Source organism: Variovorax sp. V213 (genome assembly GCF_041154455.1).
GTDB lineage: Bacteria > Pseudomonadota > Gammaproteobacteria > Burkholderiales > Burkholderiaceae_C > Variovorax.
The window spans coordinates 4,099,800-4,112,827 of sequence record NZ_AP028664.1; the positions used below are offsets into that span (position 1 = coordinate 4,099,800).

The 13,028-nt window shown below is 66.1% G+C and carries 13 protein-coding genes; 1 reads left to right on the forward strand and 12 read right to left on the reverse strand.

What is annotated here, in order from left to right; genetic code table 11:
* Nucleotides 1-20: 20 nt before the first annotated feature.
* From ACAM55_RS19515 to tal, 10 genes are all read right to left on the reverse strand, one after another.
* Nucleotides 21-692 carry a transaldolase family protein gene (locus ACAM55_RS19515; RefSeq protein WP_369653123.1) on the reverse strand — a complete coding sequence of 224 codons (672 nt, stop codon included), beginning with the start codon at nt 690-692 and terminating at the stop codon, nt 21-23.
* A gap of 33 nt (nt 693-725) precedes the next feature.
* Nucleotides 726-1,514 (reverse strand): L-iditol 2-dehydrogenase, encoded by a 789-nt coding sequence (locus ACAM55_RS19520; RefSeq protein ID WP_369653124.1) that lies wholly within the window; start codon nt 1,512-1,514, stop codon nt 726-728.
* On the reverse strand, nt 1,511-2,899 hold the full coding sequence (gene dalD, locus ACAM55_RS19525) for a D-arabinitol 4-dehydrogenase (RefSeq protein ID WP_369656427.1): 1,389 nt from the start codon (nt 2,897-2,899) through the stop codon (nt 1,511-1,513). The genes ACAM55_RS19520 and dalD overlap by 4 nt, the downstream gene beginning before the upstream one ends.
* Nucleotides 2,900-2,984: 85 nt before the next feature.
* The gene (locus ACAM55_RS19530; protein WP_369653125.1) at nt 2,985-4,022 is read right to left on the reverse strand and encodes an ABC transporter ATP-binding protein; all 1,038 of its coding nucleotides are present in this window, start codon (nt 4,020-4,022) and stop codon (nt 2,985-2,987) included.
* 17 nt (nt 4,023-4,039) lie between these two features.
* On the reverse strand, nt 4,040-4,864 hold the full coding sequence (locus tag ACAM55_RS19535; RefSeq protein WP_369653126.1) for a carbohydrate ABC transporter permease: 825 nt from the start codon (nt 4,862-4,864) through the stop codon (nt 4,040-4,042).
* Nucleotides 4,865-4,874: 10 nt separating this feature from the next.
* The gene (locus tag ACAM55_RS19540; RefSeq protein ID WP_369653127.1) at nt 4,875-5,732 is read right to left on the reverse strand and encodes a carbohydrate ABC transporter permease; all 858 of its coding nucleotides are present in this window, start codon (nt 5,730-5,732) and stop codon (nt 4,875-4,877) included.
* A gap of 139 nt (nt 5,733-5,871) precedes the next feature.
* Nucleotides 5,872-7,182: a sugar ABC transporter substrate-binding protein gene (locus ACAM55_RS19545; protein WP_369653128.1), complete on the reverse strand. Its 1,311-nt coding sequence runs from the start codon at nt 7,180-7,182 to the stop codon at nt 5,872-5,874.
* Between the two features lie 241 nt (nt 7,183-7,423).
* Complete coding sequence (locus ACAM55_RS19550) at nt 7,424-7,753, reverse strand: DUF805 domain-containing protein (protein ID WP_369653129.1); 330 nt, start codon at nt 7,751-7,753, stop codon at nt 7,424-7,426.
* A 125-nt stretch (nt 7,754-7,878) separates the two neighbouring features.
* The gene (gene pgi / locus ACAM55_RS19555; protein ID WP_369653130.1) at nt 7,879-9,441 is read right to left on the reverse strand and encodes a glucose-6-phosphate isomerase; all 1,563 of its coding nucleotides are present in this window, start codon (nt 9,439-9,441) and stop codon (nt 7,879-7,881) included.
* 2 nt (nt 9,442-9,443) lie between these two features.
* Nucleotides 9,444-10,403, reverse strand: coding sequence for a transaldolase (gene tal / locus ACAM55_RS19560; RefSeq protein WP_369653131.1), 960 nt, complete (start codon nt 10,401-10,403; stop codon nt 9,444-9,446).
* A gap of 240 nt (nt 10,404-10,643) precedes the next feature.
* Here tal and ACAM55_RS19565 point away from each other — a divergent pair, with 240 nt between their 5' ends.
* Nucleotides 10,644-11,321: a lipocalin family protein gene (locus ACAM55_RS19565; RefSeq protein WP_369653132.1), complete on the forward strand. Its 678-nt coding sequence runs from the start codon at nt 10,644-10,646 to the stop codon at nt 11,319-11,321.
* On the opposite strand, the gene ACAM55_RS19570 is transcribed toward ACAM55_RS19565, so the two are convergent.
* Both ACAM55_RS19570 and ACAM55_RS19575 read right to left on the reverse strand, forming a co-directional pair.
* Nucleotides 11,308-11,949, reverse strand: coding sequence for an HAD family hydrolase (locus ACAM55_RS19570; RefSeq protein ID WP_369653133.1), 642 nt, complete (start codon nt 11,947-11,949; stop codon nt 11,308-11,310). The two genes, ACAM55_RS19565 and ACAM55_RS19570, sit on opposite strands and share 14 nt — an antisense overlap.
* Nucleotides 11,950-11,961: 12 nt before the next feature.
* On the reverse strand, nt 11,962-13,014 hold the full coding sequence (locus ACAM55_RS19575; protein ID WP_369653134.1) for an ABC transporter ATP-binding protein: 1,053 nt from the start codon (nt 13,012-13,014) through the stop codon (nt 11,962-11,964).
* Nucleotides 13,015-13,028 lie beyond the last annotated feature (14 nt).

Here is a 13,028-nt window from a genome sequence, read left to right on the forward strand (position 1 = left end):
GGTTCTCGGATTCTCTTCTTTCAGGACAAGGCGCGCGCGTCGGCCAGGAAACCGCGCTCGGCGGCCAGCGTGGCGGGATGATCGAGCAGTTCGGCAAACAGGCGCGGCGGAATCGTGATTGCCCCCACGCCCAACCCCAGCAACGAAAGATAGGCCTCGCGCGAGCGGATGCTCGCCACCAGGAGGCGCGTGCCGGACGAAGGCCGCTGCGCCACCAGGCCCTGCATCTGCGCGATCAGCGCCAGCCCGTCGATGCCGGCATCTTCGAGCCGTCCCAGGTAAGGCGCCGCATACGCCGCGCCCAGCTGTGCTGCAAAGTGCGCCTGCTCGGGGGCATAGACGGCAGTCCACGTGACGGGTACGCCCTGCGCAATGAGCCGCGCGCCGGCATCGAGGCCCTGGCGCGTGGCGGGAATCTTCACGACCAGCTGGCCCGGGTCGAAGTGCGACAGCAAAGCCTGCGCGTCTTCGAGCATGCCGCCGACCTCGCTCGAATACACCTGCGCCTGCACCTGCCGTGCGCCCAGATCGATGCAGCGTTTCAGCAAGCCGGGCACTTCACCGCGGCCGATGCCCGCGCGCTGCAGCAACGTCGGGTTGGTTGTCACGCCGTGCACCACCGGATGCGGCAGGCAGGCCTGCAATTCAGCCAGATCGGCGCTGTCGAGGTACAGATGGAAATCTTCGTTCATGGATTGCGCGCCGGAAAGAAGCAGGCCTTCATTTCAACTCATGACATTGCCGCCATCGACATTCAAGGTCTGCGCCGTGATGTAGCGCGCCTCGTCGCTGGCAAGAAAGACCGCCGCGCCTGCGACATCCGCCGGCACGCCCATTCGGCCGAGCGGTACCTCCAGGCCCACGCGGCGCTTCTTCTCTCCGGGCGCCAGCCCTTCGGCCTTGGCGAACAGGCTGTCGACATGGTCCCACATCGGCGTGTCGACCACACCAGGTGCAATGCCGTTGACGCGAATGCCGTGCGGCGCCATGGCCAGCGCCGCACTCTGGGTATAGCTGATGACCGCGGCCTTGGTCGCGCAGTAGTGCGACACCAGCGCCTCGCCGCGCCGGCCCGCCTGCGAAGCCATGTTGATGACCGACGCGCCCTGCGTGCCGGCCTCGACCATGTGGCGCAGCACGGCCTGCATCACGAAGAACATGCCCTTCACGTTGACGGCAAAGAGCCTGTCGAACGAGGCCTCGTCGCTGTCGAGCAGCGGCGCGAGGTCGAACACGGCGGCGTTGTTGAACAGCGTATGGATGGGGCCGAAAGCGACCTGCGCCTCGGCCAGCATGTGCGCAATGGCCTGCGTGTCGGTCACGTCGGCCGCGATGTAGGCGAGCTTGTCGGGGTGTTGCTGCTGCAGCGCCCGCACCGCCTCGGGTGCCGCCACCGCGCGGTCGACCACGCTGCAGCGCGCACCCTCCGCAATACAGGCCTCGGCCACGGCCAGACCGATGCCGCCACCGGCGCCGGTCAGCAGCACGTGGCGGTTCTTCAGACGTTCGCTCATATCGTTGCTCCTGGATTCACAAAATTTGCCACACGCCCGCTCGCGCCGCGCACGGCGTCGATCAGTCGCGCATCGCCCGCGATGGGCCCCCACAGTCCGGCGTCCGAACACAGCGCGAGCACCGGATCGGCGGCGTCGCAGATGGCGTGCGCCACGGCCTCGTCCACACCCTGGTCCTGGTAGGCATAGGGCAATGCCCCGCGATGCCAGAGTTGCAGGAAGGCCAGGAAAAGCGCTGGCAGCATCGCGACGCTGTCGATCGGCTGCCCCGCGGCGAGCCGCTCGCGCACCGTGGGCGCAATGAAACCCGGAATCTTCGAAAAGCCATCCGCCGCCACGCGCTGGTTGGTGTCGCGGATCGCGGGGTTGCCGAAGCGGTCGAGCACCACGTCCCGATAGGCCGCAAGGTCGATCGGGCTTGGGCTGAGGCACGGGATCACGTCGTCGGTCACGTAGTCGTAGGCCATCTTGCGGATCGCCGCGTGGTGCGTGCCTTCGTGGATGAAGCCCAGCCCGGCCAGCGTGCCGGCCCAGGCAATGCAGCTGTGCGTGGCGTTGAGGATGCGGATCTTGGCTTCCTCATAGGGCTGCACCGAATCGACCAGTTCCACGCCCACGCGGCCCCAGTCGGGGCGCCCGGCCGCGAAGTTGTCCTCGATCACCCATTGGATGAAGCTCTCGCCCGTGATCGCGGCCGCATCGTCGCGCCCGGTGGCAGCCTGTACCCGAGCACGCAGCTCCGGTGGCGGTCGCGGCGTGATGCGGTCGACCATCGCATTCGGGCAGGCGGTGTTCGCCTGCACCCAGGCGAGCAGCTCGGCATCGTCGGCGCGCTCGATGAACTCGAGCAGCCCGGCACTGAAGCGGTCGCCGTTGTGGCGCAGGTTGTCGCAGTTCAGCAGCGTCACGGCGCCGGCCCGCGCGGACTTGCGTGCACGCAGGATCGCGCAGACGGCGCCGTAGATGGTCACGCCTTCGCCGCCGGCCTCGCCGCGGCGCGCACGCTCGATGTCGGCCGCAAGATCGCCGAAAGACAGGTCCAGCTTGCCCTTGGTGTCGAGGTAGTAGCCCGCCTCGGTCACGGTGAAAGACACGATGCGCGTGGACGGCGCCGCGCCGCGCGCGATCACCGCGGCCAGCGAGCGCTCCCAAGGCAGCACTTCGCGAATGGCTTCGATCTGCTCGTAGCGGTACTCGCCCGCGGGCGACACGGTTTCGAGGGTGTAGCGTCCGCCCTGCGCCTGAAGAGCCGCAACTACCTCCGCCATGTCGGGCCGGATGTTGGCGCCCGAGAGCGACCAGCGGGTGTCGCCCGCGTCGATCAGCCGCTGAAGGTAGACGGCCTGGTGGGCCCGGTGGAACGAGCCGAGTCCAAGGTGAAGCACCGTGAACTCCGAAAGAACCGGTGGAGTGGGCGCAAGAGGCGCTGCTGCAAGGGTCACGGTAAATGTCCGGAAGAGAAAAGAGAAATCAGGCGGAGACCGCGCGGCCTTCGCGGTTGAACAGATGCAGCACCGAGGGATCGAGCTCCACCGCCACGTCATCGCCCGCATGCAGCGGCGTGCGCTCGTTCTGGCGCGCGATCAGCGGCACGCCGCCCACGTCGACGTGGATCAGCGTGTCGGCGCCGAGCGCCTCGATCAGCTCGACGCGCCCGGGTACGCCCGCAACAGCGGCCTGGTTCGGATGCACGCGCAGGCCTTCGGGCCGAACGCCCAGGAAACCGTCGTTCGGCAGGCGTCCGCCGGTGGCGGCGGAAAAACTCGGAATCGCGCTCGCCGCCACCATGTTCATCGACGGCATGCCGATGAACTGCGCGACGAACTGGTTGGCCGGATGGTCATAGAGTTCAAGCGGCGTGCCGACCTGTTCGATGAGACCGTCCCTGAGCACCACCACGCGATCGGCCAGCGTCATGGCCTCGACCTGGTCGTGCGTCACGTAGATGGTGGTGGCGCCGAGCGAGCGGTGCAGCTTGTGGATCTCGACGCGCGTGTTGCCGCGCAGCGCTGCATCGAGGTTGGACAGCGGCTCGTCGAACAGGAACACCTTGGGCGCGCGCACGATGGCGCGGCCGATGGCCACGCGCTGGCGCTGTCCGCCCGACAGGTCCTTGGGCGTGCGGTCGAGGTACTGCGTGAGATTGAGAGTCTTGGCCGCGTACTCGACCTTGGTCTTGATCTCGCTCTTGGGCACGCCCGCGAGCTTGAGCGCGAAGGACATGTTGTCGTACACGCTCATGTGCGGATAGAGCGCGTAGCTCTGGAACACCATCGCCAGGTCGCGCTTGCCCGAAGGCGCCCAGGTGATGTCCTTGCCGTCGAGCAGCAGGTTGCCGCTGGTGATGGGCTCGAGCCCGGCAATGAGGCGCAGCAGCGTCGACTTGCCGCAGCCCGAAGGCCCGACGAAGACGATGAACTCGCCCTTTTGAATCTCGAGGTCCACACCCTTGATGATGTTGACGTCGCCGAAGCTCTTCTTGATGTCTTTGAGTTGCAGGTAGGCCATGAGGTGTCTCCCTTTCTTTACTTGACGGCGCCGAAGGTCAGGCCCTGGACGAGTTGTTTCTGGCTGAACCAGCCGAACACCACGATGGGCGCAATGGCCATCAGCGAGGCGGCCGACAGCTTGGCCCAGAACAGGCCCTCGGGGCTGGAGTACGAGGCGATCAGCGTGGCCAGCGTGCCGGCCTTGGCCGAGCTGAGGTTGAGCGCCCAGAAGGCCTCGTTCCAGCTCAGCACCAGGCACAGCAAGCCGGTCGATGCGAGGCCGCCCACCGAGAGCGGCAGCACGACGTGGCGGAACTCGGTCCACAGGTTCGCGCCGTCCATGCGCGCGGCTTCGAGGATCTCGTTCGGAATGTCCTTGTAGGCGCTGTAGAGCATCCACACCATGATCGGCAGGTTCGACAGCGTGAACACGACCGTGAGTGCGGTGAGCGAGTCCAGCAGGCCCGCGGTCTGCGCGAGCACGTAGATGGGCACCAGCGCGCCGACGGCCGGCATCATCTTGGTGGAGAGCATCCACATCAGGATGTCGCGCGTCTTCTTCGTGCGGAAGAAGGCCATCGAGTACGCGGCGGGCGCCGCGATCAACAGCCCGATGATCGTCGAGCCCAGGCTGGTGACGAGCGAATTGCGCGCATACAGCAGGTAGTCGCTGCGGCGCTGCACTTCGCTGAAGTTGTCGAGCGTGGGCTCGAAGATGAAGAGCGGCGGCACATGGATCGCCTGCAGCTCGGTCTTGAAGGCCGTGAGGAACAGCCAGCCGAGCGGAAAGAACAGCAGCAGCGCCGCGGCCCACGCGCCCGCGGTGCGCAGCAGTTGCGGGAGGAAATTGCTGGGTTGCATGGTCGTTCCTTCAATCGAGGTTCTTGCCGATGATGCGGATCAGGAACACGGCCACGATGTTGGCCAGCACCACCGCGAACAGCGCACCGGCCGAAGCCACGCCCACGTCGAAATTCATCAGCGACTGCTTGAAGATCAGGTAGGTCATGTTGGTGCTCTCGTTGCCCGGACCGCCGTTGGTGGTGATGGCGATCTCGGCGAACACGCTGAGCAGGAAGATCATCTCGATCATGATCACCACCGCCATCGGCCGGCCGAGGTGCGGAATGGTCAGGTAGAAGAAGCGCTGGAATGCGCTCGCGCCGTCCATGCGCGCGGCCTCCATCTGCTCGCGGTCGAGCGACTGCAGCGAGGTGATGAAGATCAGGCAGGCGAAGGGCAGCCACTGCCAGGCCACCATGACGATCACGGAGAACAGCGGCACGTCAGTGAGCCAGTCGACGGGCTGCGCGCCGAAGAAGCGCCACACGTCGGCCAGGACGCCGTAGATGGGGTTCATCATCATGTGCTTCCACAGCAGCGCGTTGACCGCGGGCATGACGAAGAAGGGCGAGATGAGCAGCACGCGCACGATGCCGCGGCCCGGAAAGGGCTCATTCACCATCAGTGCGAGCAGCACGCCGAACACCACCGTGATGACGATCACGCTGCCGATCAGCATCAGCGTGTTCCAGGTTGCGGGCCAGAAGTCCGGATCGGTGACGAAGTAGTGAAAATTCTCGATGCCCGCGAACGTGCGTTCGCCGGGTTGCATGAGGTTGTAGTTCACGAACGAGAAGTACAACGTCATCGCAAGCGGCACGATCATCCAGAGGAAGAGCGTGAGCACGGCGGGCGCCATCAGGGCCCGGGGCAGGAGTCGATTCATCTTGTGTTCCTCTCTGGCTGTGGCCCCCTCTCCCGCAGCGGGAGAGGGTTGGGGTGAGGGCACGCGGCGGCGGTCGTGGGCACGCCGCCCCCTCACCCTGCCCTCTCCCCGCAGGGAGAGGGAAAGACGGCTTATCGGCTTACTTGTAGTACCCGGCCTTCTTCATCTCGCGCTCGGCCGCCGTCTGCGAAGTCTTCAATGCCTGGTCGACGGTGACCTTGCCCGACAGCGCAGCGCTCATCTGCTGGCCCACCGCCACGCCGATGGCCTGGAACTCGGGAATGGCCGCGTACTGCACGCCCACGTACGGCGACTTGGGCAGCGTGCTGTCGCTGAGGTTGGCGGTGTCGATGGCCTTCTTCTCGGCCGCGGCGAACTTGGCGACCTTCTGGAACTCGGGGTTCGCATAGGTCGACTTGCGCGTGCCGGTAGGCACCGTGGCCCAGCCATGCTCCTTGGCGACCAGGTTGACGTACTCCCTGGAGGTCGCCCACTTCACGAAGGTCTGCGCGGCCGCGCCCTTGGTCGAACTGGCGGGAATGGCCAGGTTCCAGGTCCACAGCCAGTTGGCGCCCTTCGGCGTGACCGCCACGGGGGCTTGTGCGAAGGCCACCTTGTCGGCCACCTTCGACTGCTTCGGATCGCTGATGAACGAGGCGGCGATGGTCGCGTCCACCCACATACCGCACTTGCCCTCGTTGAAGAGTGCGAGGTTCTCGTTGAAGCTGTTGGCCGACGCGCCGGGTGGACCGTAGGCCTTCATCAGGTCGACGTAGAAGTTGATCGCGTCCTTCCAGGGCTTGGTGTCGATCTGCGGCTTCCACTGCATGTCGAACCACTGGCCGCCGTTGGTGTTGACCAGCGTGGTCAGGAAGGCCATGTTGTCGCCCCAGCCCGGCTTGCCGCGCAGGCACATGCCGTACACGCCGGCCTTCGGATCGTGGATCTTGCCGGCCAGTTCCTTCACCTGCGCCCAGGTGGGCTGCTCGGGCATCTGGAAGCCGACCTTGTCGGCCAGGTCCTTGCGGTACATGAGCATCGAGCTCTCGCCGTAGAACGGCGCGGCGTAGAGCTTGCCCTCGTACGACAGGCCGGCGCGGATGGCGGGCAGCAGGTCGTCGGCGTCATAGGCGGCATCGGTGGCAATGGGCTGGAGCCAGCCCTTCTTCGACCAGATCGGCGTCTCGTACAGGCCGATGGTCATCACGTCGAACTGGCCGCCCTTGGTGGCGATGTCGGTCGTGACGCGCTGGCGCAGCGTGCCTTCTTCGAGCGTCACCCACTTGAGCTTGATGTCGGGGTTGGCTTTTTCGAAGAAGGGGGTGAGCTTCTGCATCTCGATCATGTGGCCGTTGTTGACGGTCGCGATCACGAGTTCGGTGGCAGCCTGGGACACGAGCCCCGTGCCGGCGAGTGCGAGGACGAGGCCCGCTTTCAGAAAACGCTTCATGTTGTCTCCTAGAGGTGAGCGACGCCCTCTTGTCGGGTCGCCGTGGCCTGAATTCTGGAGAAACACGCTTGCGGTTTTGGTACTGCGCCGGGCCACGATAGTACTTTCATGCACCGATTGGCTAGGATATTCCCTAGTTAACGCAATACAGCATGGAAGAAGCCATGCGAAAGGGCCGCTTGCGCGGCCCTTGATGGTTGTTCTCTCGCGCGTAGCAGGCGCTGCCGCCAAGCTTTCAGCTTCAGGTCGCGGGCACCCCGTGCGGGTTGGTCTCGGGCTGCGATGGCTGCACGTAGAAATAGATCAGCACCAGGTTGACGAGCGGAACGATCATCAGCAGCTGGAGCCAGCCGCTCTTGCCGATGTCGTGCAGGCGGCGCGCGCCCACGGCCAGTGCGGGCAGCAAAAAGCCCAGTGCCGCGATGACGTACACGTACTGGTGGATCAGGCTCGCCACAATCAGAACGATGAGCTCGGCCAGCACGAACCACCAGTACTCCGAACGCGACGCACGCCCATTGAAATCGGCGTATTTGCTGAAACAGGTCTTGACCGCTGTTTGAAAGTCCATTGATCGACTCCTCTTGATTGTTCCCAGGGAAACTTCCCCGGGCCGATCATATCGGCGGGTCTTTCAACTGCAAATTCGGCCATTGGTTCTCAAACCAACGGCCTATTGCCTCGCCCTTCAGCGAATCAGGCCCGGGTACCCAGCCGTTTCAACAGGCCTGCCGTGGAGGCGTCGAGTCCCGTGATGTCGCCGGACGCCAGGCGCGGTTCGATGTCTTTCGCGAGCACCTTGCCCAGTTCCACGCCCCACTGGTCGAAGCTGTTGATGCCCCACAGCGCGCCGCTGGTGAACACGCGGTGCTCGTACAGCGCGAGAAAGGCGCCGAGCGATTCGGGCGTGAGCTTCTCGAACACGAAGAAAGTGCTCGGCCGGTTGCCAGGAAAATTCTTGTGGCCGCCGGCGTCGAGCTTGCCGACCATCAGCGCCTGCGCCTGCGCGAGCGCATTGGCCAGCAGCTTGGGGTGGTGGCCGTCCAGGTCGTGGGCCGCATCGCGCACCGCCACGAATTCGAGCGGGATCACGTCGGTGCCCTGGTGCAGCATCTGGAAGTAGGCGTGCTGGCCGTTGGTGCCGGGTTCGCCCCAGAGCACGGGCGAGGTGCCCAGGCTGGCGGGCAGCGGCGCGCCGCTTGCATCGACCTGCTTGCCGTTGCTCTCCATTTCGAGCTGCTGCATATAGGCCGGCAGGCGCTTCAAGGCGCTGTGGTACGGCGCGATGCCGCGGCTCGTGAAGCCGTGGAAATTGCGGTACCAGACGTCGAGCAGGCCGAGCCGCACCGGAAGGTTCTGCGACAGCGGCGCGGTGCGGAAGTGTTCGTCCATGGCGTGCGCGCCCGCCAGCAACCGGCGAAAGCCCTCGGCGCCGATGGCCAGCGCAATCGGCAGGCCGATGGCCGACCAGAGCGAATAACGGCCGCCCACCCAGTCCCAGAAACCGAAGGTGGTGTCGATGCCGAACTGCTTCGCGGCCTCGACGTTGGTGGTAAGCGCGGCGAAGTGGCCGGCGATGTCGGTACCGCCCGACTGCCCGTACCAGCGCCTGGCCGAGAGCGCATTGGCCATGGTCTCGGCCGTGGTGAAGGTCTTGGACGCGATCAGGAACAGCGTGTGCTCGGGCGCCAGGTCGCGCAGCACGCCGGCCAGTTCATGGCCGTCGACGTTCGAGACGAAGTGAAAGCGCTTGCCCGGCGCCGCGAACTCGGCCAGCGCGAGCACTGCCATCTGCGGACCGAGGTCGGAGCCGCCGATGCCGATATTGACCACGTCGGTGATGGTGTGGTCGCTGCGCACCGCCTCTGCGTACGCCAGCATCGCGTCGAGCGTGGCGTGCACTTCGCGCAGTTCGGCCGCGGTGCTGCCCACTGCGGCGCCGGCCGGTGCGCGAAGCAGCGTGTGCAGCACGGCGCGGTCTTCGGTGTTGTTGATGTGCTCGCCGGCAAACATGGCGTCGCGGTGCGCTTCGAGCCCGCACTCGGTCGCCAGCGCGAGCAGCAGTTCTTCGGCGCGCGCGTCGATCAGGTTCTTCGACAGGTCGGCAAAGACATGCGGCGCCTCCTGGCTGAAGCGCTCGAAGCGCCCGGCGTCGTCGACGAAGGCGTGGCGCACGTCGAACTGCCGGCCCGCCGTTTCGAAGTAACTCTGCAGTTGCGCCCAGGCGGGCGCGCGGTCGCAGCGAAGAGTCATGGCCATGTTTACTTGCCGCTTTCCTGCATGATTCTTTCGAGCTTCACGGCGTCGGCCGCGAAGGCGCGGATGCCTTCGGCGAGCTTCTCGGTGGCCATGGCGTCTTCGTTCAGCGCAAAGCGGAAGCTTGCCTCGTCGTAGCTCAGCTTCTGCACATCCGCCGCGGCGGCGGCCTTGGCGGCGTCGAGCGCGTGTTCGAGCGGGTCGCTGTTCGCGGCCAGTTCGGCCAGCAATTCGGGGCTGATGGTCAGCAGGTCGCAGCCAGCCAGGGCCTGGATCTGTCCCACATTGCGGAAGCTCGCGCCCATCACCTCGGTCTTGATGCCGTGCTGCTTGTAGTAGTTGAAGATTTCTCGCACCGACTTGACGCCCGGATCGTTTGCGCCCGCGCTGGCGGCCTCGTCCCATTTGGCGCCGGCCGACTTCTTGTACCAGTCGTAGATGCGCCCCACGAAAGGCGAAATGAGCTGCACGCCGGCGTCTGCGCAGGCAACCGCCTGCGCGAACGAGAACAGCAGCGTCAAATTGGTGCGGATGCCCTTTTGCTCGAGTGCACGCGCCGCCTGGATGCCTTCCCAGGTCGAGGCCACCTTGATCAGCAGGCGCCTCTCGGTGTCGATGCCTTCGGCCTTGTAGAGCGCCACGATGCGCTCGCCGCGCGCAATGGTGGCGGCGGTGTCGAACGAGAGGCGGGCATCGACCTCGGTCGACACGCGGCCTGGAATGATCGAGAGGATTTCGGCGCCGAAACGCACCAGCAGGCGGTCGATGACCTCGTCCAGCGGCTTGCCCGCATGGTTCTTGACGGCTTCGTCGAGCAGCGGCCGGTACTCGGGCTTCTGCACTGCCTTCAGGATGAGCGACGGATTGGTGGTCGCGTCCTGCGGCTTGGAAATGCTGAGTTGCTTGAAGTCACCGGTATCGGCGACCACGGTGGTCCATTGGCGGAGAGCATCGAGTTGATTCATGTCGAAGATTATCCTGCGCGGGTGATGACAAGTCCTGCACGCTGTTGCGCTCGGGCCGATGTTTTCATGCACACCGTAGCACGGGTTTTCACCGCGCTGCATCGGCCTGTAACCGACAGTGTCGTACGCCGGCCGCCCTGCCCTACAAATGCTGTGGTCCGCCGCTGACGACAGCGTTCCGGTCGGCGGGCTAGCCTGCGGCTTCCCGCCTTGATGCTTTCGACCACAGGAGTGCCTTTCATGCCTTGCCGACATCGCACCGCAGTGCCCGCCGCTGCAAACCGCGCTCCTTTCAACGACCGCCACACCAGCGCCGCCATCGGTACGCTGGCCACCGCCTTCGTCGTCGGCGGCGTGGCCACCTGGATCGCCCTGGGTGCGGGGCGCACCGCGCGTGCGCAGCTGGCCGGCCCCGCCGACGGCGCTCCCCTGATGCGCGCGCCGCTGCAGGTGGTGGCGCCGGTCGATATCCAGCGCTATGCCGGCATCTGGCACGAACAGGCCCGCTTGCCAAACCGCTTCCAGAAGCAGTGCGCCGGCCCGGTCACCGCCGAGTACATACCCCAGCCCGACGGCACGGTGCAGGTGCGGAACCGCTGCGTGCGGCCCGATGGGAACTTCGACGAGGCCGTGGGCACGGCCCGCGTGGTGCCGGTCGCGGGTCAGCCCGGGGCGGGCCGGCTCGAAGTGCGCTTTGCGCCGTCATGGCTCGGCTGGCTGCCGCTGGTGTGGGGCGACTACTGGATCCTGAAGCTCGACCGCGATTACCAGGTGGCGCTGGTCGGCACGCCCGATCGCGAATACCTGTGGGTTCTTTCGCGTGCGCCCCGGCTGGAAGACGCCGCGCTGCAGGCCGAGCTGGATTACGCCGCCAGCCTGGGGTTCGACACCGCCAAGGTCGTGCTCACCGGCCGATAGACGAAGCAGCCGGCAAGTAGCGCGCCAGCTGCGCCGCCAGCGCGGCAGGGTGGGTGCAATGGATGGCATGCCAGCCGAAAGCGCGCGCGGCCTCCACGTTGGCCGCCGAATCGTCGATGAACACCGTTTGCTGCGGGTCCAACGCATGGCGCACCGCCAGCAGTTCGTAGATTTCGCGCTCCGGCTTGATGAACTTCACGTCGCCCGAGAAAACGCCGCCATCGAAACGCTGCATGAAGCCGTGCCGGCGTTCGAGGGCGCGTGCATAGGGTGCAGGCATGTTCGAGAGGTAGTAGAGCCGCAGCGCCTCGCCGGCATCGCGCCGCGCGAACAGCCCTTCGAGCAGCTCGACAGTGACGGGAATCGGCTCCAGGCGCTCGCCCAGCGTGCCGAGCATGGCGTCGAGCCGCGCCGCCGGAAGCGACAGGCGCTGGGCCATGCGCGCAATGGCGTCTTCGAGCGAGCGCGTGCCGCAGTCGAAGCACATCCAGTCGTCATGGTGGAAAAGCGCCCGGCCCAGCGCCGCCGCAGCAAGCTCAGTCGGGGCGTGCTCGGGAAGATGGGTCTGCACCAGACGGGTGGGCTCCCATGCCAGCAGCACGGCGCCAAGATCGAAAACCACGTTCATGGCGCCATTGTTTCATGCGCCGGGCACCACGCTGACGCCATGCGCCGCCAGCGACAGCGTGACCTGCGCGCCCGCCGCAAGGGGCCGCGAAAGATCGGTCGACACCACGAAGACCGGCCCGAGCGACGTGTCGAAGCCGTATTCGTAGAAGCTGCCGAGGTAGGCCGCCTTGCGCAGCGTGGCGGATAGCCCGCCTGAGGCCTCTGCGGCGCCGATTTCCCAGGCCTCGGGCCGCACCGCCACCTTCACCGTGCCTGGTGCCACCGCATAGCGCGGCTGCAGGCGCAGCGGGCCCAGCACCACGCTGCCATCGGCCTGCGCCACGGCCGGAAAAACCATCGCCTCGCCCATGAAGCCGGCAACGAATTCACTCTCGGGCCGGCCGTAGAGTTGCTCGGGCGTGCCGCGCTGGGCGATCACACCGTGGTCCATGACGATGATCTGGTCGCTCACGGCGAGGGCCTCGCTCTGGTCGTGCGTGACGTAGGCCACCGTGAGCTTCAGGCGCTGCTGAAGCGCGCGGATCTCCTCGCGCATTTCGCGCCGCAGGCGGGCGTCGAGGTTGGACAGCGGTTCGTCGAACAGCAGCACCGCCGGCTCCAGCACCAGCGCGCGCGCCAGTGCCACGCGCTGCTGCTGGCCGCCCGAGAGTTCGCTGGGCAGGCGATCGTCGAAGCCGACCAGCCCCACGCCCTTGAGCGCATCGCGCGCCCGCGAGGTGGCCTGGTCCTTCTTCACGCCGCTCATGCGCAGGCCGTAGCCCACGTTCTCGATCACGTTCATATGCGGGAACAGCGCATAGCTCTGGAACATCATGCTCACGTTGCGCTCGGCCGGGCCCAGCGTGGTGACATCGCGCTCCCCCATGAGGATCGAACCCGAAGTGGGCGATTCGAGCCCCGCGATCATGCGCAGCGTGGTCGTCTTGCCGCATCCCGAGGGGCCGAGGATGGTGGTGAGCGTGCCGACCGGCACCTCGAAGCTGATGCCCTTGACGGCCATCGGCCCGTTCTTGTCGGTGCCGTAGCGCTTGGTGACGTTGCGAAACTCGATGCCGTTGCTCATGTGTTCTTTTCCCG